Source organism: Streptococcus orisasini, assembly GCF_001431045.1.
Classification (GTDB): Bacteria; Bacillota; Bacilli; order Lactobacillales; family Streptococcaceae; genus Streptococcus; species Streptococcus orisasini.
Genome location: NZ_BCLE01000043.1, coordinates 18,918 through 44,844, shown reverse-complemented (window position 1 = coordinate 44,844; position 25,927 = coordinate 18,918). Strand labels below are relative to the sequence as shown.

At 40.2% G+C, this 25,927-nt stretch carries 21 protein-coding genes and 1 pseudogene; 6 read left to right on the top strand and 16 right to left on the bottom strand.

Annotation, left to right across the window (positions count from 1 at the left end):
• Window positions 1-6 precede the first annotated feature (6 nt).
• Both SCSH_RS09550 and SCSH_RS09545 read right to left on the bottom strand, forming a co-directional pair.
• Window positions 7-921: an ABC transporter permease gene (locus tag SCSH_RS09550; protein ID WP_057491692.1), complete on the bottom strand. Its 915-nt coding sequence runs from the start codon at window positions 919-921 to the stop codon at window positions 7-9.
• A 101-nt stretch (window positions 922-1,022) separates the two neighbouring features.
• On the bottom strand, window positions 1,023-2,672 hold the full coding sequence (locus SCSH_RS09545; protein WP_057491683.1) for a peptide ABC transporter substrate-binding protein: 1,650 nt from the start codon (window positions 2,670-2,672) through the stop codon (window positions 1,023-1,025).
• A gap of 315 nt (window positions 2,673-2,987) precedes the next feature.
• Between SCSH_RS09545 and pbp3 the strand changes: the two genes are divergently transcribed.
• On the top strand, window positions 2,988-4,226 hold the full coding sequence (pbp3, locus tag SCSH_RS09540; protein WP_057491682.1) for a D-alanyl-D-alanine carboxypeptidase PBP3: 1,239 nt from the start codon (window positions 2,988-2,990) through the stop codon (window positions 4,224-4,226).
• A gap of 120 nt (window positions 4,227-4,346) precedes the next feature.
• Here pbp3 and SCSH_RS09535 read toward each other — a convergent pair whose 3' ends face one another.
• Window positions 4,347-5,135, bottom strand: a complete 789-nt coding sequence (locus tag SCSH_RS09535) for a carboxypeptidase-like regulatory domain-containing protein (RefSeq protein WP_057491681.1) — start codon at window positions 5,133-5,135, stop codon at window positions 4,347-4,349.
• A 133-nt stretch (window positions 5,136-5,268) separates the two neighbouring features.
• Between SCSH_RS09535 and SCSH_RS09530 the strand changes: the two genes are divergently transcribed.
• Window positions 5,269-6,174, top strand: a complete 906-nt coding sequence (locus tag SCSH_RS09530) for a LysR family transcriptional regulator (RefSeq protein ID WP_057491680.1) — start codon at window positions 5,269-5,271, stop codon at window positions 6,172-6,174.
• On the opposite strand, the gene SCSH_RS09525 is transcribed toward SCSH_RS09530, so the two are convergent.
• The 13 genes and pseudogenes from SCSH_RS09525 to SCSH_RS09465 form a co-directional block, all read right to left on the bottom strand.
• Window positions 6,171-7,529: a CitMHS family transporter gene (locus SCSH_RS09525; protein WP_057491679.1), complete on the bottom strand. Its 1,359-nt coding sequence runs from the start codon at window positions 7,527-7,529 to the stop codon at window positions 6,171-6,173. The two genes, SCSH_RS09530 and SCSH_RS09525, sit on opposite strands and share 4 nt — an antisense overlap.
• Complete coding sequence (locus tag SCSH_RS09520) at window positions 7,523-8,671, bottom strand: 2-methylaconitate cis-trans isomerase PrpF family protein (RefSeq protein WP_057491678.1); 1,149 nt, start codon at window positions 8,669-8,671, stop codon at window positions 7,523-7,525. Before SCSH_RS09520 ends, SCSH_RS09525 begins: the two co-directional genes overlap by 7 nt.
• A 43-nt stretch (window positions 8,672-8,714) precedes the next feature.
• Complete coding sequence (locus SCSH_RS09515) at window positions 8,715-10,079, bottom strand: MmgE/PrpD family protein (RefSeq protein ID WP_057491677.1); 1,365 nt, start codon at window positions 10,077-10,079, stop codon at window positions 8,715-8,717.
• Window positions 10,080-10,283: 204 nt separating this feature from the next.
• A complete protein-coding gene (sufB, locus tag SCSH_RS09510) occupies window positions 10,284-11,702 on the bottom strand; it encodes a Fe-S cluster assembly protein SufB (RefSeq protein WP_370695923.1) in 1,419 nt (472 codons plus the stop codon).
• 133 nt (window positions 11,703-11,835) lie between these two features.
• Complete coding sequence (gene sufU / locus SCSH_RS09505; protein ID WP_057491675.1) at window positions 11,836-12,294, bottom strand: Fe-S cluster assembly sulfur transfer protein SufU; 459 nt, start codon at window positions 12,292-12,294, stop codon at window positions 11,836-11,838.
• Window positions 12,272-13,513 carry a cysteine desulfurase gene (locus SCSH_RS09500; RefSeq protein ID WP_057491674.1) on the bottom strand — a complete coding sequence of 414 codons (1,242 nt, stop codon included), beginning with the start codon at window positions 13,511-13,513 and terminating at the stop codon, window positions 12,272-12,274. The genes sufU and SCSH_RS09500 overlap by 23 nt, the downstream gene beginning before the upstream one ends.
• Window position 13,514: 1 nt before the next feature.
• Complete coding sequence (gene sufD, locus SCSH_RS09495; protein ID WP_057491673.1) at window positions 13,515-14,777, bottom strand: Fe-S cluster assembly protein SufD; 1,263 nt, start codon at window positions 14,775-14,777, stop codon at window positions 13,515-13,517.
• A gap of 36 nt (window positions 14,778-14,813) precedes the next feature.
• Window positions 14,814-15,584, bottom strand: a complete 771-nt coding sequence (gene sufC / locus SCSH_RS09490) for a Fe-S cluster assembly ATPase SufC (RefSeq protein WP_057491672.1) — start codon at window positions 15,582-15,584, stop codon at window positions 14,814-14,816.
• Between the two features lie 74 nt (window positions 15,585-15,658).
• Window positions 15,659-16,816 carry a glycosyltransferase family 4 protein gene (locus SCSH_RS09485; RefSeq protein ID WP_057491671.1) on the bottom strand — a complete coding sequence of 386 codons (1,158 nt, stop codon included), beginning with the start codon at window positions 16,814-16,816 and terminating at the stop codon, window positions 15,659-15,661.
• Window positions 16,817-16,822: 6 nt separating this feature from the next.
• Complete coding sequence (mecA, locus tag SCSH_RS09480; RefSeq protein ID WP_057491670.1) at window positions 16,823-17,539, bottom strand: adaptor protein MecA; 717 nt, start codon at window positions 17,537-17,539, stop codon at window positions 16,823-16,825.
• 91 nt (window positions 17,540-17,630) lie between these two features.
• Window positions 17,631-18,476, bottom strand: a complete 846-nt coding sequence (locus SCSH_RS09475; protein WP_057491669.1) for an undecaprenyl-diphosphate phosphatase — start codon at window positions 18,474-18,476, stop codon at window positions 17,631-17,633.
• Window positions 18,477-18,525: 49 nt separating this feature from the next.
• Window positions 18,526-20,421, bottom strand: a complete 1,896-nt coding sequence (locus tag SCSH_RS09470; RefSeq protein WP_057491668.1) for a DUF2207 family protein — start codon at window positions 20,419-20,421, stop codon at window positions 18,526-18,528.
• 402 nt (window positions 20,422-20,823) lie between these two features.
• Window positions 20,824-21,123, bottom strand: a pseudogene (locus tag SCSH_RS09465) (ATP-binding cassette domain-containing protein); the annotation flags it as partial.
• A 288-nt stretch (window positions 21,124-21,411) separates the two neighbouring features.
• Between SCSH_RS09465 and SCSH_RS09460 the strand changes: the two are divergent.
• The 4 genes from SCSH_RS09460 to SCSH_RS09445 all read left to right on the top strand — a co-directional run bounded on the left by SCSH_RS09460 (window position 21,412) and on the right by SCSH_RS09445 (window position 25,927).
• A complete protein-coding gene (locus SCSH_RS09460) occupies window positions 21,412-22,980 on the top strand; it encodes an ABC transporter substrate-binding protein/permease (RefSeq protein ID WP_057491667.1) in 1,569 nt (522 codons plus the stop codon).
• Window positions 22,980-23,720 carry an amino acid ABC transporter ATP-binding protein gene (locus SCSH_RS09455; protein ID WP_057491666.1) on the top strand — a complete coding sequence of 247 codons (741 nt, stop codon included), beginning with the start codon at window positions 22,980-22,982 and terminating at the stop codon, window positions 23,718-23,720. Before SCSH_RS09460 ends, SCSH_RS09455 begins: the two co-directional genes overlap by 1 nt.
• Window positions 23,721-24,002: 282 nt before the next feature.
• Entirely contained in the window at window positions 24,003-24,725 is a 723-nt protein-coding gene (locus SCSH_RS09450) for an ABC transporter ATP-binding protein (protein WP_057491665.1), read from the top strand.
• On the top strand, window positions 24,722-25,927 hold the full coding sequence (locus SCSH_RS09445; RefSeq protein ID WP_057491664.1) for an ABC transporter permease: 1,206 nt from the start codon (window positions 24,722-24,724) through the stop codon (window positions 25,925-25,927). Before SCSH_RS09450 ends, SCSH_RS09445 begins: the two co-directional genes overlap by 4 nt.

The following is a 25,927-nucleotide window of genomic DNA, read 5'->3' as shown; positions in this document are numbered from 1 at the left end:
GTCTCCTTACTGCAAACGAACGCGCGGATCAACAATACTGGTAATAATATCTGTCAGCAAAATCATGCTCATCAGCATTACCGCGTAAACAATAGTTGTTCCCATAATAACAGGATAGTCATTGGACGGAATTGAATTCACAAACTGTTCTCCGATTCCCGGAATGGAGAATATTCTTTCGATCAAAACAGAACCAGTTAACAAGTTAGCCGCCATAGGACCCACCAAGGTTAGAACAGGAATCATAGAATTGCGGTAGGCGTGACGGTTGGCTACCTGCCGATCTGTCAGCCCCTTAGCCCTTGCCAACTGAATATAATCAGAATTCAAGGCTTCAATCATCTCACTTCTGACAAAACGTGTGGTCACAGCAAAAGGATTAAAGGATAGAGCTAATGTCGGAAGGATGGTTTGCGAAAAGCTTCCCCAACCTGAAACCGGCAGAAACTGAAAACGGTAGCCTAAAGCATTAAGCAGAAAAACCGCCAAAATGAAAGATGGAACGGAATACCCAAGTGTTGAAATCACACTTAAAAGACCATCAACTCTATCATTTTGATGCCGTGCAGAAAGAGCTCCAACGATCAAGCCCAGACCTACACCTAAAATCAAGGCCTGTAATCCCAGCTGGGCAGAAATACCCAATCTTTGGACAATAAGCGTTGTTACAGATTGATTGGTATATTGGAAACTTGTTCCCAAATCGCCGGTAAAGACATTTTTTAAATAAATCAAATACTGTTGCCATTCAGGTTTGTCAAGTCCATACTGCACATTTAAGGCAGCAATAGCTTCTGGAGTTAATTTAGGGTTATTAAAAGGAGTTCCTTTCATCGCTTTCATAAGAAAGAAAGTAATGGTGACAACTATAAATAAGGTCAGCAAAAGAATCCCTATACGTTTAAGAATATATTTAAGCATAATGTTCCTTTTCTTAGTTTTTATTGGAGCTTTTCCCAATAAAAACAAGAACTGGCCTAAGCCAATCCTTGCCATGTGTGAAAAATTCCTTATCCTAAGCCTTATTTTTTATAAGCATAAGTGAAGTCTACATTTAATCCTGTAGAGCTGCGGATTAAACCTTTAATGCTAGGATTTTGCAGTCCCTTCATACTGCGGAAGTAAATTGGATTAATATTGGCTTCGTCAAATAAAGCTTTTTCAGCTGCTTTGTAGTCTTCAGCTGCTTTAGCAGGTTCTAAGGCATCCGTTGTCACAGCTTTTTCATAAGCTTGGTCATAAGCAGGGTTTGAGAACTTACCGTTATTTTGTGAAGAATCACTGCCAAACAGGCCATAGAAAGTTGAACCTTCTGGATAGTCACCACCCCAAAGTGACATTACAATATCAAAGTTTTGTGTTTTTGAATCTTGCAGACGTTGTTTGAAAGGAACAAGTTTTTCTTCAATGGTTAAACCTGGCAGAGCCTTTTCCCAAGCGCCTTTAATGTAATCAAGACCGGACTTAGCAGTTGGTGAATCAGCATCAGAAGTAATTGTAAATTTCACTGATGTTTCACCAATTTCCTGCAAACCTTCTTTAAAGAGTTTTCTTGCTTTCTCCACATCATAAGCGTAACCAGGTGCTACTTCTTTTGATAAATCCTTGCCATCAACTTTGGCCAGTTTATAAGGAGCTATACCGGTTGCCGCACGGGAACCTGTCGGAACAACTGTATCAACATAAGCCTTACGGTTAGTTGCATAGTTAAGGGCTTGACGGATTTTCTTATTAGATAGAGCTTTATTGGCACCTGTTTGATTGTATTCAAAGTAGGTTGTTGTAGCTTCATAAATATTGACAACATCTTTGTTGTTTTTATTAGCTTTGAAAAGGGCTGGTGTATTGGAAATTTCCGCCATATCCAACTCACCACGTTTGTACATTTGAACTGCTGTTTCAGGCTTCTTAATTGTTTGAATGTTGACAACTTTTGTCTTGACCTTGTCAGCATTCCAGTAGTACTTGTTCTTTTTAAGTTTGTAAGTGCCGTTTGTTCCATTCCAGCCGGTTGCAATATAAGGTCCTGAATAGATTTGACTGTCAGAATTTGTTCCGTATTTCTTACCAACTTTATTGACAAAGGCTTCTTTTTGCGGCATAAAGCTTGTAAAGGCAAGGAGATACTTCATTTGCGGAGTTGGCGTTTCCAAAGTAAAGATGACCTTATTTCCTTCAGCTTTCACACCCAAAGCATTGAGATCTGTTATTTCTCCGCTGTTAATAGCTTTGGCGTTTTTCACATGTGAATCAAGTGCTATATTTGAATACTCAGAAGCTGTTTTAGGATTAACAATGCGCTGCCATGAATAAACAAAATCTTTGGCTGTAATAGGACTGCCGTCTGACCACTTGATGCCTTTGCGAAGTGTAGCTGTATAGGTTAAACCGTCTTTTGATACCTCTACTTTTTTAGCCAAATCAGGAACTGTCTTACCTTCAGCATTGACACGAAGAAGGTTGCTTCCTGAATTTCCTATAACTACTCCAGAATATGTATCTGTACTTTTAGAAATGTCCAAAGAGTTGATTTCTGTACGGAAATACCAATTAATCTCATCTTTTGATGATTGTTTGCTGCCATTTCCACAGGCTGCCAAAGCAGCTACTGAAGCTAAAGCAACCACTCCTAAGCCGACATGTTTCCATGTACTTTTTTTTGTTTCGAACATAAAAGTCTCCTTTTTATTAGCCTTTAATAGCTTGAAATTTAAAACCAATATTACAAATATTTTATCTTATTTTAACCTTTTTAGCAAGTATTCAAAAAATTCAAACAAGCATCTCCTAAAAGCTTAGAAAGCGCTTTATTCCAAAGTTTTTTAAAGGAAATCTCCTAAAAATGCTAAAAAATTATTTTTCAAAGCAAGCAATTTTAGTCTATAAAATCCTATTTTTTCTTAATTACATCCTCATATCAAGGCCACTAAAATTTTAAGAAAGGCCTTTCCTCCATAAATAAAAATTATGCTATAATTGAACATATGATGAAAAAGATTTTATGCCTTGCGCTGCTCTTTCTTTCCTTACTTGGTTTTCAAGTTAAGGCCGAGGAAAACTTTGATGCAGCTGCCAAACATGCCATTGCTGTCGAAGCCGATACTGGTAAAATTCTTTATGAAAAAGATGCCCTAAGTCCTGCCGGGATTGCTTCTATTACAAAGATTTTGACTGTTTATATGGTTTATAAGGAGATTAAATCCGGCGAGCTTACCTGGAATACCAAGGTAAAAATTTCTGATTATCCTTATGAACTGACAAGGGATTACAGCGCCAGCAATGTCCCCATGGAAGCCAGAAAATATACTGTTAAACAATTAGTAGATGCCGCCATGATTGCCAGCGCCAATAGTGCAGCTATAGCCTTGGCCGAAAAAGTTGGCGGAACAGAAGCCAGATTTGTCGATATGATGAAAAAACAGCTGCAAGACTGGGGAATTACCGACGCCAAATTGGTCAACGCTTCCGGACTTAATAATAAACTTTTGGGTGAACATATCTATCCCGGTTCCAGCAATGATGAAGAAAATATGATGAGTGCTAAAGATGTTGCCATTATCGCTCGCCACTTGATCAAAGAATTTCCTCAAATCTTAAAAATCACTAAAAAAACAAGCAGCGATTTTGCCGGAACCAAGATGGACACTTACAATTACATGCTGCCTAATAGGCCTTACGCCCGAGAAGGTATTGATGGTCTTAAAACAGGAACAACTGAACTTGCAGGAGCTTGCTTTGTCGCTACGACTAAGGAGAATGGTATGCGTATTATTTCTGTTGTTTTAAACGCTGACCACTCTGATAGCGATGATTCTGCTCGCTTCAAAGCAACTAACGATTTGCTCAACTATGTCAACAACACTTATGAATTGACTACCTTGATCCATAAAGGGCAAGCCTATAAAAATAGCAGAGCAAAGGTCATTGATGGTAAACAAGCAAGTGTCCCTGCTGTTGCTGAAAAGGACTTTATCGCTGTACAAAATAAGACAACTAATAAAAAAAGCTCTGTCACCATCACCTCGAAAAAAGAAGGCTATACTGCAGCCATTAAAAAAGGGCAAAACGTAGGGGAGGCCACCTTTAAAGACAGCAGCCCTGTCGGTCAAGGTTATCTGGAGTCTCCGCCCAAGGTTAAACTAGTTGCCAAATCCCAAGTTAAGCGCAGCTTCTTTCTTAAGGTCTGGTGGAATCATTTTGTCAGATATGTCAATGAGAAACTTTAAGAAAATCTGAGCTGCTTTGTTTGCTGAAAGCCTACTGATAAAAAAGAGGAGAAGCCAAATGTGTACTGGCTTCTCCTTTTAAACTGAGCTGCCTAAAGCAGCACAAGTATTATTGATGTTTTAAATAGAATTAGAATCGTTAGAATCAGTATTTGACTCTGCATCTGGCAGTGAAAATTGTGAATCCTTAACTTTATTCCATTTTGAAAATTCGCCTTTTGCTCTTAAATCAAGGCTGCCTCTGTCACCGTTGTATGAAATACTCAAATCAAAATCTTTTAAATAAAGTTTTTTCTTATCAAAAGTGACTTTAAAATCTTTCTTTAGCTCAGTTTGATTGATTCCTCTGACATAAAGATTCAACTCTTCTCTAAACAAAGAAACAACATCGACATTTTGACTGCGTAAAGTCAGCTTATACTCACTTCCACTTTGTTTGAGAACTAAGTCATCCTCCATAGAATAGAGAACCTTTAAAAAATTGAAATAGCTCGGATGAATAGTATATCTGCCTTGAGGGTCAGCTGTCCGCCAGCTGCCGTCTTTTGAGGTCCGCACACGGGCAGTGTTTTGATCTCCGATAATCTCTTGATAGCGATTTGTCCCATTGACGGTTTCATCAATAACAACATTGGCTTTTTCGATTGTTTCACCAGAAGTATCATAGGCTAAATCTGCTGTCATTTGCTGACTCTTATGACCGTTTGAGCTAACATCTGTGTTCATGTCAAAATGCACTGTTTCAACAGAACTGTTGGCCTTTTCAACCTTTTTGAGAAAACTCTTGACAGACATCTTACTTGTTTCCTGCTGGTTTTTAGCCGAATTGGCCATACGCTGAAGGCCACAGCCCGTCAGTAAAAGCAAACCGGCAAAAAGCGTTAACAAAATTGAACATTTTTTCTTCATATTTTCTCCCTTCAAAGAGTGTTTGCCTCTATTTGTTTATTGTAACATTTTTTGAAAGCTCTTTCAATGCAGCTGAAAAACTAACATATGCTATAATAAAGATAAATTTCGGGTGAAAAACTGGAGGCCATCTATGGAAATTAGGGATATCGAATATGTTAAGGCGATTGTAGATAAGGGAAGCATTACCAAGGCCGCTCAGGCGCTTTACATTACCCAGCCCTCGCTAAGCACTTATATTAAGAATATGCAGCAGCGGCTAGGATTTGAAGTATTTATCCAACATGGCAAAAAATTAGATTTAACCTATTTAGGTGAAGAATTTTTGAAATATGGCATGCAGATTTTGAAAGTTCAAGAGGACTTTAACGACACCATGCAAAATGTATTGGACAACAAATTTGGACGGCTAAGATTAGCAATTCCTCTTTTAAGAAGCTCTTACTTAGTACCAGTCCTTTTGCCAAAATTTCAAGAGCAGTTTCCTAATGTTGAAGTCCAGCTGAACGAATCCTCTTCCAAAACTTTTTTTCATCTCATTGAAAACGGCGATGTCGACCTTGCATTAATGAACCGAACAAAAGAGGGGCATCGGCTGGAAACAGAGAAAATAAAATCTGAAGAGATTTTACTTGCCCTTCCTGCCAATCACCCCTTGAGTCAATTTGGTGTTTACAGCAATAAGGAACCATATCCTTCTTTAAATTTAGACTTATTAGCAGATGAGCTTTTTATTTTGCATCAGCCTAATCAGTTCTCAAGACAGGTCGCCGATGATATTTTTGCTAAAAATCATTTCCAGCCTCAAAGAATTTTAGCGACGCGCAACATTGAAACAGCCATCAACTTAGTTGCTAATAATTTTGGTGTTTGTTTCATTAATGCTTCTCACACCAAGCACCTTAACTATAACGGAAAAATTAGTTTTTTCTCGCTGAAGGACAAGGTTTATGTCGACTTAATTGTTGCTTACCGCAAAAATCGTATTCTTCCTTCATTCGCTAAGGCATTTATAGATATTTGTAAAAATTCCATCTAAATTGGAATAGCTCCAATTAGGACAGCCGTTGCTGTCTGCAGAACAAAGCTCGCTAAGCCCCACTTCAAGTATTCTTTTTGATAGTCGATAAAGCTGACCTCGGTCCTATCAACCAATACATAAAGGAAGGCAACCAGCGGACTGGCAAAGCGGACAGCCTGTCCCATTAATGAAGCTACCCCAACTTGCACAGGTGTTGCTCCGTAAGAATAAGCTATAGGAGCAATAACTGGCAGGAGCCCGAAATAGAAGGCATCATTTGGTAAGAAGAATAAACCTGGAAGAGAAATCAAGGCTAAAATTAAAGGAATATAGCCACCCAGGCTGTGCGGAATCATTGATACCAATTGATGGGCAATAGCGCTGCTCATGCCGCTTCCATTAAGAACCCCCATAATAACTCCAGCACCAAAGACTAAGGAAACAGGCCCCAAAGCTTCTGAACCATTTGCTAACAAGCGAGAATTTTGGAGAGATAAATCTTGATAATTGACGATTAAAGCAATGGCTGTCCCCAGCAAGAATAAAATGCCACCATTAATAACATCCATAATCAGTAAAACCATAATTGCAATGGTCAACAGTAAATTAAAGTAAATTAATTTTGGTCGCTTATATTCAACATTGGTGAGAGTTACATCGTTAATAATATGAGTAGTTTCACTTTCTGTTAAGATCCCTTGACCGGGAACATAACCCAATCTTTTTCTTTCCCTTTTGCCGTAAGTATAGGCTTGGAATAGACCTAAAAGTGCTGCTACAAACATCCCTGGCAAAACAGGAAGCAAAAATTCTTTAGGACCGATATTCAAAACAGGCATGGCCCGCGCCATAGGGCCGCTCCAAGGAACTAGGTTCATAACAGAATTGCCAAAACCAATGATGGCAGCAAGATAAATCTGCTTCATACCCATTTTTTTATAAAGCAACAGCATGGCAGCGGTTACAATCAAAACCGTAGTTGTTCCGTCACCATCTAGTGAAACAGACAGAGTGATGACCGCAGAAGCAATAGTGATTTTCATAGGATCACCCTTTGCCCACTTAATCATCATGACCGCTAAAGGATCAAAAAGTCCGACATCCAGCATAATGGAGAAATACAAAATAGCAAAGAGCAAGAGAGTGATTGTCGGCGCCACCCCTGTTGTAATCTTACCAGAACCAGCTACAGCATAATAAAGCCCTTCATAAATCCATTCGAAAGCTTTCAGTATGGAAACATGCTTTAGATATGCTGCAACAATACCAAAAATTGCTGGAACCAAAATCAAACCGACAAAGGGTGTAATCTTCTTTGTCAACAGCAGCACCATAAATATAACAATCATTAAATATCCAAGCAGTGCTAACATATTCTATCCTCCTCAATGAATGCTGTTCCTACCATAATTTTTCTGGCTGTTCGATAACTTGAAACAGATTTTATCAGAGTTTCATTATCGCTAGTCTCGTAATCAATTGAAACTGATATTTTACCACTGCTGTGAGCAATTTCTAATTGATTGCCTAAATTCTTATCGCTGACTAATTCATACGGAATCGTTCCTTTAATTTTGCTGGCTGCACCTGTACACAAAGCTCCCGTCAGCGCAATAGATTTATGAGCTTTCTGCATACTCATCATTCTGACAGCAAGATCGAAATTAGCAGCCTCTATTTTTTCATTTTCCGTCGTAACATAAGTCTTAGGAGCCGAAACAACAGTAAGTTTCGGTACCCCCGGAGTGATAACTGCACTGTCTTCTAATTTATCAATAAGTCCCATCAGCTTAGCAGCTCTTCCTCTGATTTCTTCCAGCCGAGCCAACAGTTCAAGATCACTGTCAATCATCTCAGGACTTTCTGTCCCTTCCAATCCCAAGTCCTCTGCCCGAACATAAACCAAAGGGTTAGCTGCATCGACAAGCGAAACAGTTAGTTCTTGACCGTTTTCCAAAACAAGGGTATCTTTTGTGTTACCAGTTGGCAGCAGTTTGCCGCTGAAGGCGCCCGAAGGCTCAACAAACTGCAGTTCTATTTTGATCCCTTTACCGGGAACACCGGAAATGGCAAAGTCCCCTTCATAAGTTAATTTTCCATCAGGTGTAGGAATGTACTCGTTGATAACTTTTTTAGTATTGGTATTGTAGACACGAACCATAGTTGTTGGCGAGCTTGTTTCCACCAGCTGATTTTCAATAGCATAAATCCCCACAGCAGAAGAAATATTGCCGCAGTTGCCCGAGTAAGAAACCACAGGTTTATCAACCGCTACCTGAGCAAATGTATAATTAACATCCCAATCTTCTTTTTCTTCTTTAGAAATAATCGCTACTTTGCTGGTTGTCGATACTGCTCCGCCTAAACCATTAATTTGTCTGATGTCTGGACTTCCCATTAATTTCAGGAGAATCTTATCTCTGGCATCTTTATCGGTCGGCAGTACTTTTTCATCAATGAAAACACCCTTGCTAGTACCGCCGCGATAAATACTTACTGGTATTTCTTCTAACATATTCACCACTCTTTCTAAGATAATTTTAGGTTAGTTAATCAGTTTAGATTTTTGCAAGAAGCTCCGTCAATTCACTGATATCAATGTCTTCCAGTTTTTCAATTGTCTTAGCAATTTTCTCTGCCAATTCTCTGTCAATATTAGCTGTTAAGGAATAATATTTTTCCAACAGAACATTCCAGCTGGCTGGTCTTGATGTAAATCCTTGGTAGTCATCTTTTTCGACAACATACACCTGACCATCATTGGTTTCAATTTCCAGCTTAATAGCCATTTCTGCTGGGAAGCGTTTGCTAAAGGCAGGGTTTTCTCTAACAGTAACTTTTTGCAGCAAGTCTTGAACATCTTGCTTCAGAATTCTTTCTTGTTCATACTGTGCTGGCAGCACTTGACCATCTAAGTAGGCTGCAGCTAGCATGTAAGGAAGGGAATGGTCGGCTTCTTCCTTAAGCCTAATTTGCTTCTTATCTCCTTCCTCACCGCCACCGATAATGTTGAAGGCAACATCAAAAGTATCCAAGCGAATCTCTTTAATATCTTCTGGAGCAATATGCTCTTTATTTCTAAATTCAATCAAACCTTCGATCGAAGATTGAGAGTGAATTTCAGCATTGTAGCGCTTGATGATCGTTTTTACAACGCGTTCCAAACCTTCTTTTTCCCAATCAATATCAAATTTACCCACGATTGTTTCATAAAAACCTTTATTGCCCTCAAAGACTTCACGCGGTCCAGTGATATTGTACTTAGCCAACAGGGCAGATGACATAGCTCCCCTAGCAGTATTTGGAGCTGCTAAGCCTTTCCAGTTAGACAAGGCCCCTGTTCTTGTCACGCGCAGAGAATTATAACTGGTTCCTGAAATAGCAATTGCATTTGCAATTTGTTCCTTGCTCAAGCCAAGTGCCTTAGCTGCACCGGCTGCTGCACCATAAGCTTCTTGAACAGTATGGTCAAAACCATGTTTTCTAACAGGTGCTTCATCGGACAAACGGCATTGAATTTGGTAAGCAATGGCAAGACCAAGCAAGAAATCTTTACCTGTTCCTTTATTGTGTTCCGTTGCTGCCAAGATAGCCGAAATATTATCAGATGGGTGGCAGGTTTCCCCCTTTGCCAAGTAAGCATCGTTATAATCCAAATAGCGAATAGCCGCTCCATTAAATAAAGCTGCATAATCAGGAGTTGTTTTTCCGCCGCCAATCAAAGAAACTGAGCCTTCCTTAGTCAAATCATGTGTCATTTGTTGGATGTTTTTTATGGTCTGGCTTTTCAAGGCTCCTACAGCGCAGCCAATAGCATCCAAAACTCGTCCTTTAAGAGCTTCAATCTCTTCTTTGCTTAGATCTTCGAAGGTTTTGTCTGCGACCCATTGACCCATTTGTTCAACAACTGTTAGATTTTCCATATTTTTTCTCCTTTTTTCTTGTTAAATCAATTATAATGTAACCGCATTCATTGCACAAATTAATATTTTATATATATTACATAGCCTAAACCTATGATTATACTGATTTTGCTATTATCAAATGATTTAAAAGCTTTTTGAGACAAAATAAAAAAGATTTAGAAACATTAAATCAATTATGTTTCTAAATCTTAATTTTTCTGATTAACCTACAGAACCTTCCATTTCATAGGAAATGAGGCGGTTGAGTTCTACAGCATATTCCATAGGAAGTTCTTTGGTGAAAGGCTCTACAAAGCCCATGACAATCATCTCAGTAGCTTCTGATTCTGTCAAGCCACGGCTCATGAGATAGTAAAGCTGCTCTTCTGAAATTTTGGAAACCTTAGCCTCATGTTCCAAAGCAACCTGTGAGTTATGAATTTCATTAAATGGAATGGTGTCTGATGCTGAAATATCATCCATGATGATGGTGTCGCATTCAATATGGCTGACAGACTTTTTGGAGGCTTTATTAAAGGTAACTTGTCCGCGATAGTCTACCTTGCCGCCGCCCTTGGCAATGGATTTCGACACAATAGACGATGAGGTGTGCGGAGCATTGTGAATCATTTTAGCCCCTGTATCCTGATGCTGACCATGATTAGCAAAGGCAATTGACAGCATGGTTCCGCGGGCTCCTTCACCATCAAGATAAACCGAAGGGTATTTCATGGTAGTATGGGCACCCAAATTGCCATCAATCCATTCAACCGTCGCATTCGTGTTTGCCTTGGCCCGTTTAGTAACCAGATTGTAAACATTATCCGACCAGTTCTGAATGGTTGAATAGCGCATATAGCTGCCTTCTAAGGCAAAGATTTCGACGATAGCCGCATGGAGGCTGGCTGTTGAATAAGTAGGTGCTGTACAGCCTTCAACATAATGAACACTAGCCCCCTCATCAACAATAATCAAAGTCCTTTCAAACTGGCCTGTCCCCTCATTATTGATGCGGAAATAGGTCTGCAAGGGAATATCAACCTTAACGCCCTTTGGCACATAGATAAAGGTTCCGCCAGACCAAAAGGCTGAATTCAGCGCAGCCAATTTATTATCAGTCGGCGGCACTAATTTAGCAAAATATTTTTTGAAAAGTTCTGGGTACTCCTTGAGCGCTGAATCAGTATCCGTAAAGATAATGCCAAGTTTATCATACTCTTCTTTCATATTATGGTAAACGACTTCTGATTCATACTGAGCAGAAGCGCCAGCTAAAAAGGCACGCTCTGCTTCAGGAATGCCAATCTTTTCAAAGGTATCTTTAATCTTCTCTGGAACCTCATCCCAAGAACGGGCGGGTTTATCTGTTGGCTTTTGATAATAAATAATATCATCAAAATCAATTCCTGATAGGTCAGGTCCCCATTCCTGCATGGGCATTTTATGAAAGACTTCCAGAGACTTCAAGCGAAAATCCAGTATCCATTCAGGCTCACCTTTAATGCGAGACATCTCACGGACCGCTGCTTCTGTCGGTCCTTTTCCGGTTGTCGCAATAGGCTTTACATCATCATGAAAGCCAAATTGATAATCTCCTAGATCAATGGGCTTGGGTTTTACTGTTTCGTTTTCGGGCATAATGTCCTTTCTTTAATTTTCTAATTCTTTTGTCTTTTAATAACTGTTCCAATCTAGCAAACTTGCTGGAGAAGACGATCCTCCTAGCAAATGACTAATTTCACCAGCTCAGCTACTGACTGGCTTATTATCAAAATTAGCAGCTTTGTGTCGCTTGAGCGTCACTCTCACTGCGTTCGATTGCTTTTTTTAGGGCATTCCAGGCCAGAGTTGAGCACTTGATCCGCTGAGGAAATTTGGAAACACCTGCCAAAAATTCTGCATCTCCCAGCTTTTTTTGCTCTTTGTTTTTTTCTCCTTGAACCATTTTTGAAAAAATATCAGCTAACTCAAGCGCTTCTTCCTTGGTCTTTCCAATGACAGCATCTGTCATCATACTGGATGAGGCGGTTGAGATGGTGCAGCCTTCACCGGCAAAAGCGATGTCAGATATCTTGTCGCCATCAAATTTGACAGATAAACTGATGACATCACCGCAAGTCGGATTATTGAGATTGACCTGCTCTACTCCTTCTAAAAAACCATGGTGATGGGGATTTTTTGAATGATCCCCAACAACAGCCATATAAAGACTATCTAATCTTGAGAGTGCCATTAAAGAACTCCTTTGCTTTGATGATTGCTTCAATCAATTTGTCGCAATCTTCTTTTGTGTTATAAATATAAAAACTTGCCCGTGCCGCTGAAGAAATACCTAAATGATTGATTAGCGGCTGAGCACAGTGATGGCCTGCCCGTACCGCTACTCCTTCATAATCAAGTGCTGTAGCCACATCGTGCGGGTGCAGCCCGTCTAGGTTAAAAGCAATGACTGCAGAGTGCTTAGATGGATCTTGAGATCCATAAATCTGCAAGCCATCAATTGCCTGCAGTTTAGGCAGGACATAACGGACTAAGTCCTGCTCGTAAGCATGAATCGTGTCCATTCCTAAATTTTCAAGGTAATCAACTGCTGCTCCTAAGGCAATAGCACCAGCAATATTAGGTGTTCCAGCTTCAAATTTCCAAGGCAATTCCTTCCAGCTAGCCTCTTGCTCGTAAACGAAATCAATCATCTCACCGCCAAATTCGACAGGGCTCATTTGATTGAGAATCTCTTCCTTACCATAGAGAACACCAATTCCAGTTGGCCCCAGCATTTTATGGCCTGAAAGGGCATAAAAATCACAGTCCAAATTCTGAACGTCAATACTCATATGGGGGGCAGATTGGGCACCGTCAACTACCATATAAGCGCCGTGCTGATGTGCCAAAGCCGCAGCTTCTTTAACGGGGTTAACAGAGCCCAAAACATTTGAAACATGGGCTAGGCTGACAAATTTGGTTTTGTCATTTATTTTGCTCTCAAAATCAAGCATATCAAGCTGCCCATCTTTTAAATAAGCATAAACCAGCTTAGCACCAGTCTTGCGGCAGGCTTCCTGCCAAGGTATGATGTTGGAATGATGTTCCATAATGGAGATGAGGACTTCATCACCCGGCTGCAGAACCTCCTCTGCAAAGCGAGCAACCCAGTTAAGACCGGTTGTCGTTCCTCTTGTAAAGAGAACTTCCTTGCTTGATTTAGCTTTAATGAAAGCCCGCAGTTTCTCACGCGCAGCTTCATACTCTCGAGTAGCCCGTTCTGCCAAAGTATGGACACCGCGGTGCACATTGGCATTGTCCTGATGGTAATAATCATTTAAACAAGCTAAAACCTGATTAGGCTTTTGTGTGGTGGCAGCATTATCCAGATAAACCAAGGGTTCATCGTTAACATACTGGTTTAAAATAGGAAAATCCTGTCTGATTTTTTGAATATCTAACTTATCCATTTTATCTCTTATCCAATTTTTCATCCAAAACGGTAATCATTTCGTCACGGACAGCCTTAATTGGAATTTCAGTAATAACCGTTCCAAGGAAACCGCGGATAACTAAGCGTTCTGCTGTTTCTTTATCAATACCACGGCTCATCAGATAATACATATCTTCTGGGTCAACCTGTCCAATAGAAGCCGCGTGACCTGCCGTCACTTCATTTTCATCAATCAGCAAAATAGGGTTGGCATCACTTCTGGCCTTATCAGAAAGCATGAGAACACGGCTTTCTTGCTGAGCATCTGCTCCCTTAGCACCTTTGATAATATGGCCAATACCGTTAAAGGTAAGGGTTCCGCGCTCTAGAATAACTCCATGCTGGAGAATATGGCCAACCGAATTATTACCGTAGTTAGTTACCCGGGTATCAATTCCCTGTACCTGACGGCCGCTGGAAGCAGCAACAACTTTGAGTTCAGCATGGCTGCCCTTGCCAATAAGGTCACTGTCAAAATCAGCAATAACATTGCCTTCATTCATGACACCGAGCGCCCAGTCAATGCTGGCATCATTGTCCAGACGGCCGCGGCGGCTGATATAAGTCGTCAGATTTTCCCCTAAACGGTCAATAGCTGAGAATTTAACCTGACTGCCAGCCTGTGCCAGCACTTCAACAGCAATGTTAGCACTGGTCTTCACATCACCGTCACCGATTGTTTCAAAGCGCTCCAAGTAACTAACCTTAGCGTTGCGTCCGGCAATAATTAAAATATGCTTATTGAAAGGAACATCGCTTGTGCTGTCCTGCAGAAAAATACCTTCAATCGGCAAATCCACTTCAACATTATCCGGTACATACAGAACAGCTCCGCTGTTAAAATAAGCTGTGTGATAAGCAGCTAGTTTATCCTCGTCAAATTTGAGGGCCGTTGCAAAATATTTCTCAACAGCCTGCGGAATTTCTTCCAAGGCTGAATGAAAATCGGTGAAAATCACGCCTTGTTCAACAAGTTCTGCCGGCAGACTTTCTAAGACTGTCTGAGTGCCAACCTGAACAAGCTTAGGATTGTCTCCCAAAGCAGTAAAATCAGGGACATCTGCAGAAATTGGACTTTCAGAAATCGTGCCGTCTCCCAGATTCCAACGCTGAAACTTAACACGTTCAATCTTTGGAAGTTCTAAATCATCAATTTTATCAAAAGCCGCCTGCCGCTTTTCTTGCAGCCATTGTGGCTCTGCCTTTGCCTGTGAAAAATTTAAAATAGATTCTTTTGTCATTTGTTACTCCCTTTCTTTCTTATCAGAAGTTACAAATTAGACTTCTTCGCTGTATTCAAGACCCAGCTCTTCCGCAATTTTGGCATAACCTTCTTTTTCCAGCCGAACGGCAAGCTCTGCTCCGCCTGAAAGCACAATACGTCCATCCATCATAACATGGACAACATCAGGTGTGATGTAGTTAAGCAAGCGTTGATAGTGGGTAATAATCATGGCACCAAAATTTTCACCGCGCATGGCATTAACCCCCTTAGAAACAACCTTAAGTGCATCAATATCAAGACCAGAGTCAATTTCATCAAGAAGGGCAAACTTAGGTTCCAGCATCAGCAGCTGCAAGATTTCATTGCGTTTTTTCTCACCGCCTGAGAAACCTTCATTAAGATAGCGTTCTGCCATTTCTTCCTTCATACCGAGGAGTTCCATCTTTTCGTCTAATTTTGTAATGAAGTCACGGACTGAAACTTTTTCATCATCTTTCTTGCCAGCATTCATAGCTGCTCGAATGAATTCAGCATTAGTAATGCCAGGGATTTCAGACGGATACTGCATAGCAAGGAAGAGTCCCAAACGAGCACGCTCATCAACTTCCATTTCTAAAATATTTTCACCGTCCAAAAGCACCTCTCCTTGGGTTACTTCAAAAACAGGATTTCCCATGATGGCTGCTGAAAGGGTTGATTTTCCTGTCCCGTTAGGCCCCATGATAGCCGCAATTTCACCAGTTTTAAGCGTCAGATTGACACCTTTCAAAATTTCTTTATCTTCAATAGAAACATGAAGATTTTTTATTTCTAGTACAGACATTGTACACTCCTTTCCTCTTATCAGTAATCATTATAGCAAAAAAAGTCCGTTTGGACTTTTCCTAGGTTCAAAAATTACTTCTTCTTTCGCCGATGTTTGGCGACTACAGATTGACGGTAATCACTGTTTCCAATAAAGGCCAAAAGTTTAAACAGAGGCGTTCTTTTTGGTCCCCAAATTTCTAAGCCCTCAATAAAGACTTCTAAAGCAAAGCCAACCCCTAGCATAAGCAGGATACCGCCCAAGCGGCTGGAAATATTTAACAACAAGGAAACCAGTGAAAAGAACATAGCAATACCGTAAACAACCAAGACAGCTCCACGGTGGGTAAAGCCCATGGCCAGCAATCTATGGTGCAGGTGCATATTGTCAGCTTCATAAAACTTTTTCCCTGACAGCGTCCGTCTGATAATGGCAACTGTGGTATCAACGATAGGAACTCCAAGAACAATAATCGGCGTCACCACAGCAACAGCAGTCGCATTTTTCAAGCCCTGCAGTGATAGGACAGAAATCATAAAACCGATAAAAAGAGCACCTGTATCCCCCAGATAAATGATTGCAGGATGATAATTGTAGGGGAAAAATCCAGCAATAGCAAAAATCAAAACAAAAATAGTAAAGGTTAAGAATATATCAGATTGATAAAGGAAGAAGTATGAAACCAGACCCATAGTTGTCAGACTGATAATAGAAACACCGCTGACTAAGCCATCTAAACCATCAATCAGGTTAACAGCGTTGGTGATAGCCACTACCCATGAAATAGTCAGAAAGAAGCTTAAAAAGGGATTAAATTGCAGCATGGGACCGCCAAATGGAATTTTAAAACTGTCAAAACGAAAATCTGTAAAAATCCAAATAGTAATGGCCCCAATTAGAATGCCCAAAAACTTCATCTTGGGAGACAGCTCATAAACATCATCAATAAAGCCTGTCAGTGTTACAACCAAGCTGCCGATAACAACAGGCAGGATGTAGTCAAAATAGGACTGTCCCCAAATCTGCATTTTTAAAATTGCAGGCATCAGAACCAGTGTAGCAGTAACAAATGAAATGACAATCGCTAAGCCGCCGGCACTGGGCATAGGTACCTTGTTAATTCGTCTGGCATTGGGATTGTCAACCGCCCCAACTCTGAAAGAGAAAAATCTCACCAAAGGCGTCAGAATAAGGGACATCAGCAGCGTTGCAATCAATACAAGAACAAATTTCAATGTAATTGGTATCATTTTTCATCATCCAATCATTTGTAGTTCTTGCAGAGCATTTGACATGATAAGCTGTACACCATGTTCCAAGAGATAGGCCCGCGTCTTGGTTCCCCTGTCAGCGTGCTCCAGCATCTTGGCAAACATGAGATCAGCATAATAGTCCGGCTTATTTTCAAGACTGAGGAGAATCGTCATATGATAGGCATCCGTTTCCTTAAAAAGCTCTGAAGCTTCTACCTCATAGTCAACTGTCTTGGCAAAATTGACAGCCTCTTTAATAGTTGGAAAATCAAGTACAAAATGGATATAATCTGGCTGTTCTTCTTCATTTTGTCTTTGAGCCTTCTCTTCTTCTTTTTTCTCTGCTTCAGCCAGTTTATCCAGAGCTGCCGTGTCCCCTTTTTCCCGCATGGTTTCTTCCAAGGTCTTGAAGAAATCCTCAGGAGTCATTTTAGCAATATCATCAAAATCAGATAAATCTTCTAAGTTAAGATTCTTGTTGATTTCTGATTTGGTCACAAAAACATCTATACGGTCATTTCTCGGAGTCACACGAAAGCTCAGCATACCGCTGTCTTTGAAATTTTCAGGTAGATCCAATTCGTCCATAACAGTATAGAAAAATTCTTCTGTCTTTTCCTGAGGAATTAAGAAATCCTTTAATTCCATGCCTCTTTCTTCCAAATCTTCCATACTGATGGTAATCTTTAGCGTTGTTTCGCTGATTTGTTTCATTTCCATAGTCTTTACCTCATGCGAGTAGTTATTTCATTATACAAGAAAAGCCTAGTTTTTTCAATTTTGGAGAAGAAAAACAGCAAAAGTCGCTAGCTTAACCAAAAACGGCCGTAATCAGACCATACATGATCAAGAGAGCTCCAAGGCCGATACGGTATTTCCCAAAGAAGGTGAAATCATGATTTTTAACATAATCTGTCAGGAAGCGAATAACATAGAGACTGACTACAAAAGCGACTACCATAGCAACCAGCAAAATAAGAAGCTGACTGCCCATTAAAACAGTGCCTGATTTGATGAATTTAAAAACCTTGTACAGACTAGCACCAAACATGATAGGAATTCCTAGGAAAAAAGTAAACTCAGTAGCAACTTCACGGCTGGTTCCTACCAAGATACCACCCAAAATGGTTGCTCCTGACCGGCTGGTCCCAGGAATAAGTGATAAAACCTGAAAAAGGCCGATATAAATGGCTGTTTTATAAGGCATGTTGGCTAAACGAGTGATAGCCGGCTCAACATTTTCATGGCGTTTTTCCACGTAGATGAAGGCTATACCATAGATAATCAGCATCAAAGCCACAGTGAAAAAATTTTGAAAATGAGCATCCAGCCAGTCATTTAATTTCAGACCAATAACAGCGGCCGGCAAGGCAGCAATGACAACCTTCAGCCAAAGCTGCCAAGTCAGCTGGACTTCACGGGCTGTTTTTCCCTTCTTAAAGGGATTCAGCCGGTCAAAATAAACAACGACGACAGCCAAGATAGCTCCAAGCTGAATAACAACATTAAACATGTTGGTAAAAGGAGCATTTGCATCCTTAAATTTAATAAATTCTTCCACCAAAATCAAGTGTCCAGTGCTTGAGATAGGCAGCCATTCCGTGATTCCTTCCACTATCCCGAAAATAATGGCCTTGATGATTTCAATTAATAACATATAATCTCCTTTTATTTACTTTGGACAGTTTGGCGGTGAAGGCTTTGGATTAAAAGGCTCCGCCTCCACCTCCGCCTCCGCCGCCAGAGAAGCCGCCACCTGCTGAACCTCCTGAGGATACCGAAAAGTTTGAAGCTTGCGTAGCAGTTGAGGTGTAGTTTGACAAATGACTAGATGATAGACCCACATAATAACCAGGGTTGACATCAAGATAGCTGTTCATTTGCGGATTATCAAGCTTGATATCTTTAAGTTTCAGATAGTCTTGAATCCGTTCTGCATAGCCGTATAAAGTAGCGTAAACTAAGATTCTGTTCCAAACGACAACACCTGCTAAGTCAACATCATCGAATGTCTTCACATCGCGAATCATATTTTTAAAGGCATCCCAGCCCTGTCTGACTTGAAGACCTTCCTGAGTCAGCAGACCTGTGACTTTGTAATAGTCATCTTTTCGATAATAGACAATTAGAAAAATTAAGGATAAGACAAATACTAAGCTATTGGTTCCCAGACCAAACCAGTAACCCTTAAACAGACTAAAGATGTCTATAGCTAAAGACAGCAATAAGGCAAGAGCAGTCAATAAATAAACTACGGACAAGAAAAACTTCTCTTGTCTTGTTCTTTTGCGGTGAAGTGTTTCCAAGCCTAATTCGTCAATTGCCTCACTAATCCGATTGTCTAAGTTTTGAACACGCTGCTCAAATAAATCAAGAATTTTCTTGCCTTTCTGTCGGATTACTGCTTGACTGCTGTTTTTGAATATTTTTTTGTCTATTTTGTAATCAGCAAAAGCATCCTCAATAGGCATTTTGCCTTTTCCATAAACAAAACTAAGAAAGGCCTTCTCATACGGCTCTAGCCTATTAGAATCCGTAACAGTAAAGTACTTGTGATCATCAGATATTTTGATTTTTCTTTGGTCAATTAAATCTAAAAGACTAGCTTGAACCAGCTCCTTAAAGCCCAAATCATAACGGCGTCTCCTACCTTTTAAAGGTGAGAGTTCCCTGATTTCTAAATCATAAGCATAACGTGCCAGAATCAAGGGCGATAAGTCTGCTGGCGGACTGAACAAATGCATGTGTCTGGAAACCTTTTTTTGCCCTAGAAGCCCCTTCCAAATCAAATAACAAAGGCCAGACAATAGCAGCAAGCCAGCAGCCACTAACGGCAATAATTTGCCAACAAGGAAAGGATAAAACTTCTGATTGCGGGCAATTTTCTTTTCAACAGCCTGAAATCGTCCTAATCCTTTACTAGAATTAGCAGCAGCAAGCGAAAAGTCAGAACTTGGCCAGTAAGCATGCAGTTCCACTTTTTTACCTTCACCTAAATGATTGAGGCTTATTTTGTAGAGATTATTTTTGCGACTAATTTTTGGCTGAGTCTTAAAATAACCCGTATGGGCATAGAGTTTGCTGCCTTTTAGTGAAGATCCCGGACCCTCAACTGTTAAAATAACTTTTTCCAAAGCAGCATCCCAATCACTGATAGGAACCCAGTTAAGCTCTGCGATATCTGAATGAACAGTTGTTGTTTTTTTCAGTTTCCAGTTCACAGAAAGTACAATCCGGTCACCGCTTTTTCCGCTATTATAGACTTTCACACGGTAACCATCTGACAGCTTTTCAATTTCTGTTTTTATCGAACGCTTATGAAACTTCCCTTTTTTATCTATCTCATAGGCATGAATATTAGGATGACTGCCGATTTTAAAACCTTTGGGAACATTACCTGCCGTGCCCAGAGTAACATACTGTCCCTTATAGCTGGAATCAAAATCGTAAACAACATTCTGCCGAAATTCGGCCGTATTATTTCTATTGATAGTCAGATTTCCCATATAAAGGCGAATGCTGTAATCAACATCATCAGCTGCAGCAAGGCCAGACATCATTAAACTACAGCAGACTATCAAAAAGCACAGTATTTTTTTCATTACTAATCTCCTAAAAATCCTTTTCCCTATTTTATCATAAAAACTGCCTAAAGATAAACCTTGTATATATTCCCATTAATAACAAGAACGAGGTTATCGTAAACAGACTTAATTTCAAAAAAGAATAGCACTTCTAGTAACTATATTTTAGAAGCTGTACTAGGATAGGGCAAAGTGAAGACAAGAACCTGTAATTATCCCTTTTATAATATTGCACAATATAATGGAAAGAATTATCATCAGAAAATTTACAATACCTAATAGAAAAATTTTATAGAAGACATTAATCTTAGAGTTATCTAAAATTAATCTAATCAAGTAAAAATTAGTTAACTTCCCCCTCTTATAAGGAGAGGTATAAAAATCGTGTAAGGGGTTATCGGCTTTTTCAGCATCTTTCAAAAGCAGGTTGTTATAAAGGGACATTTTTTCATAAAAACCACTCGTATCGCTGACTAAACCTATTTTCTAAAATTCTTGGTTTGTTAGTTCACGGGAATCTTGTCCTAAAATAGAAGATCTGCCACTATCTGCTCTTAGTTGTCCGGTTAAAATATTAATCGTTGTCGTTTTTCCTGATCCCGAAGGTCCAAGAAAGCCAAAAATCTGACCCTTTTCAATGGAAAAACTAATGTCATCAAGCGCAACAGTCCGGTTAAACGTTTTTCTGATAGTTTGAGCAACAATAACTGGGGTATTCATACGTTTTCCTTTCTTAATGCTATGGCGTTATTATAAGGAACAAAAAGAAAACGACATCACTGTCAGGTGACATGGATATCGCTGTAAAAATTTATTGATTTGATTTAGAGACTCCCTGATGAAACTTTTAGCCAGTGCTTTGAGAATTCTATCACGACACTAATATCTTTGAGCCGCTCTCACAGCAGTAATGTTCTGATAAATTCAGTATATTCAGACACTCATATTGAAATGCGGCTCTTTTTCCTGTAAAATGATAGAGGAAAAATTTTATACAGGAGTCTTCTAATGAAAAAGACATTTTTAAGCTGCCTTGCTGCTCTTTTCATGCTGTTTACTGGCGTGACGGGTGCTAAGGCAGATGAATATTTACGTGTTGGGATGGAAGCTGCCTATGCTCCTTTCAACTGGACTCAGGACAATAACCGCAACGGCGCTGTTCCAATTGAAGGAACCAAGCAGTACGCCAACGGTTACGATGTGCAGACAGCTAAAAAGATTGCCAAAGCTTTAGGCAAAAAGCCCTTGATTGTAAAAACGAAATGGGAGGGGCTGGTCCCTGCTCTTACATCCGGTAAAATCGACATGATTATCGCCGGCATGAGTCCAACAGAAGAGCGTAAAAAACAGATTGACTTTTCTGTCAGCTACTACACCAGCGAACCAGTTCTTGTAGTACGTAAAGACGGGAAATATGCTGATGCTGAAAATCTTGAGGACTTCTCTGGTGCCAAGGTGACTTCCCAACAAGGTGTCTACCTTTATGATCTTATCAGTCAGATTCCTAAGGTCTCACAAGAAACAGCCATGGGAGACTTCTCCCAAATGCGGCAGGCTCTGGCTTCCAATGTTATTGACGCTTATGTTTCTGAGCGCCCAGAAGCCACCTCATCCACCAAAGCTAATAAAGACTTTAAAATGATTGCTTTGAAAAAAGGATTTAAGGTCAGCCCGTCCGATGTTGCTCTCGCTATCGGTATGCGTAAAGGAGATTCGCGCTTGGAACAGGTTAATGCTGCCCTTGCTCAATTCCCCCTAAATGATCAGATTAGCTTAATGGACAAAATCATTCCGCTGCAGCCCAGCCATGACGACAGCAGCCAGAAAAAGACTAAGCCTAGCTTTTTCAACCAAGTCAGCACGATTCTCAAAAACAATTGGAAAGCCCTGCTGCGCGGAACAGGTGTAACCCTGCTGATTTCAATTATAGGTACAATCGCCGGTCTGATTATCGGACTTCTAATTGGCGTCTATCGTACCGCTCCAAAGGCATCTAATCTTATTTTAGCTTGGCTGCAAAAGATTTTCGGTTGGCTGCTTAACGTCTATATTGAAATCTTCCGCGGAACCCCAATGATTGTACAGGCCATGGTTATCTACTACGGAACTGCTCAAGCCTTTGGTGTGTCTCTCGATCGTACCTTGGCGGCCATTTTCATCGTTTCCATCAATACCGGAGCTTACATGAGTGAAATTGTCCGCGGCGGTATTTTCGCTGTTGACAAAGGTCAATTTGAAGCTGCAACCGCACTTGGTTTCACCCATGGACAAACCATGAGAAAGATTGTGCTCCCTCAGGTTATCCGCAATATTCTTCCTGCAACGGGTAATGAATTCGTCATCAACATCAAAGATACCTCCGTGTTGAACGTTATCTCCGTTGTGGAACTTTACTTCTCAGGAAATACTGTAGCAACACAAACCTACCAATATTTCCAAACCTTCACCATTATCGCCATCATCTACTTTGTCCTTACTTTCACTGTGACACGTATCCTTCGTTACGTTGAAAAACGCTTTGATGCTGATAATTACACAACTGGTGCCAACCAAATTCAAACCAAGGCGGTGAAATAATGACACAGACAATTATTGAAATCAAACATTTGAAAAAATCTTTTGGACAAAATGAAGTTCTCAAAGACATTTCACTCTCTGTCAACAAGGGTGAGGTTATCTCTATCATCGGTTCCTCTGGTTCTGGAAAATCAACTTTACTGCGCTCTATTAACCTTTTAGAAGATCCAACTGGCGGAGAAATTCTCTTCCACGGACAAAATGTTCTTGACAAGGGCTACAACTTGACCGAATACCGTGAAAAACTCGGTATGGTTTTCCAATCCTTCAACCTCTTTGAAAACCTAAATGTTTTGGAAAATGCCATTGTTGCCCAAACAACCGTGCTCAAGCGCTCTCGCTCAGAAGCCGAAACCATTGCCAAAGAAAACCTGAATAAGGTCGGTATGACTGAGCAATACTGGCAGGCTAAACCAAAGCAGCTTTCTGGCGGTCAAAAGCAACGTGTAGCTATCGCACGTGCCCTCTCTGTCAATCCAGAAGCCTTGCTCTTTGACGAGCCAACATCAGCTCTTGACCCAGAAATGGTCGGGGAAGTTCTCAAAACCATGAAAGACCTAGCACAGTCAGGTTTGACCATGATTATCGTCACTCACGAAATGGACTTTGCCAAAGAAGTATCTGACCGTGTGATTTTCATGGATCAAGGTGTCATTGCAGAAAGCGGCACACCGCAGCAAATCTTTGAAACCCCAACACATCAACGTACAAAAGAATTCCTACAACGTTTCTTGAAATAAAAACAGTAAAATCCGCTAGTTCATTCCAGCGGATTTTTACTTATAAGTCATATATTTTTGAACGCTCATTTCTGTCACTTTTTCAGCCAATAAGGTTTTAACTCATCTTCCATCTCACAAAATGCAAGAGCTAAAAACATCAATGAAATCACAATTCTTTTCTTACTTTCTTTCTTCACAATAGCTATTGATCAACTTTTTCCTTGACAGGTGAGTGAGTACTCACTATAATTAAACGTGAAGAGGTGAGCAAACACTCACTAGTTTAGAAAGAGGTTTTTCATGAAAAAATTACTGGATTTACAGGCTCTTAGAAAAAACTTTGGTCAACAAGTCGTCCTTAACAATATCAATTTTAGTTTAGCTACTGGTGAAATTATTGGCTTAATCGGCCCATCCGGAGCTGGAAAATCAACCATGATTAAAACCATGCTGGGGATGGAAAAGGCAGATGATGGTGAGGCTCTTGTTCTTAATCATCGCATGCCAAATCGGCGTATTTTAGGAGAACTAGGCTATATGGCACAATCTGACGCCCTTTACGAAACACTTTCTGGCTTGGAGAATATGGTATTTTTCGCACAAATGAAAGGACTAACTAGGGCAGAAATTCCTGAAGCCATTGATCACGCTGCTCAAGTCGTTGACTTATCTGATCATCTTAATAAGTCAGTTGCAGGCTATTCTGGAGGTATGAAACGTCGTCTGTCCTTAGCCATTGCGCTTTTGGGAAATCCTAAACTTCTTATTCTCGATGAGCCAACTGTTGGTATCGATCCTGCATTGCGTCGTAAGGTCTGGCGAGAATTACGCCAATTAAAGCAAGATGGTGTCGGTATTTTAGTCACAACACATGTTATGGATGAGGCTGAATTAACAGACAAGGTGGGCTTGTTGTTAGATGGTAAGATTATGGCCTTTGATAGTCCTGACAATTTAAAATCCACCTATGCGGTCAACACCATCGAAGATGTTTTCTTAAAAGCAGAAGGAGAATTATTATGAGAATTCTAGCCATTTCAAAAAAAGTATTAATAGAATTATTGCGTGATAAACGGTCTCTAGCCCTCTTGTTTTTGGCTCCTATTTTTATCATGTGGCTGATGAATGCTGCTTTCTCTGCCAGTACAGATACCAATGTTAAAATCGCCTCTGTTAATGTCTCTGATATAGTTACCAAATCATTAGATAATGCTAAGCATATGAGCATTAGGAACTATAAAACAGAAAGAATAGCCCAAAAAGCCTTAAAAGATGAAAAGGTTGATGCCATCCTTATTTACAAAAATAAGGGAAATTATAAGGTAACTTACGCCAACACCGACCCTAGCAAGACCAACTTAACACGGCAAGTCATCAAAAGCACTCTCAAACAGACTCAGGTTCAAGAATTGATTCAAAATCTCAAAAGAGCTCAAGAAGCCAGTGCTCAGGCTGCTAAAAAGGCACAGGAGGTTCAGACTCGAGCTCAAGGCAATCTTATACAATCTAGAACTAACAAGCGCCCACCAACCGCAAACAAAGCTGGAACTATACAGGCTAAAGTTGACTCCAAACAAACCAAATTTGACCTATCTGAAAACTACAGTTATGGAAATAAGGATACAACCTTTTTTTCCAAAATGGTCCCCATTCTTATGGGATTTTTCGTTTTCTTCTTTGTTTTCCTCATCTCAGGCATGGCCCTTCTTAAAGAACGCACAACAGGAACATTGGATCGGCTCTTAGCCACCCCTGTTAAACGCTCCGATATCGTTTTTGGTTATATGCTGTCTTATGGTCTTATCGCTGCCTTCCAAACGATAGTTATTGTTTTTTCAACCATCTGGCTCTTAGATCTTCAGGTAGTCGGCAGTATTTGTGATCTTATCTTGATTAACATTCTTTTTGCTCTCCTTGCTCTAGCCTTTGGCCTCTTGCTATCCACCTTAGCCCAGTCAGAATTCCAGATGATGCAGTTTATTCCCCTTATTATTGTTCCGCAGATCTTTTTCTCAGGTATCATTCCTTTAGACTCTATGGCAGATTGGGTGCAGTCTCTTGGTAAAATTCTGCCGCTCTATTATGCCGGGCATGCTTTGTCCAAAGTTATTCTGAATGGTAGTAACATTTTCAGCCTTAAAGCTGATTTATTCTTTCTCTTCATCTTTCTTCTTATTCTGACCATTTTGAATATCATTGGACTTAAGCGTTACCGCAAGGTATAA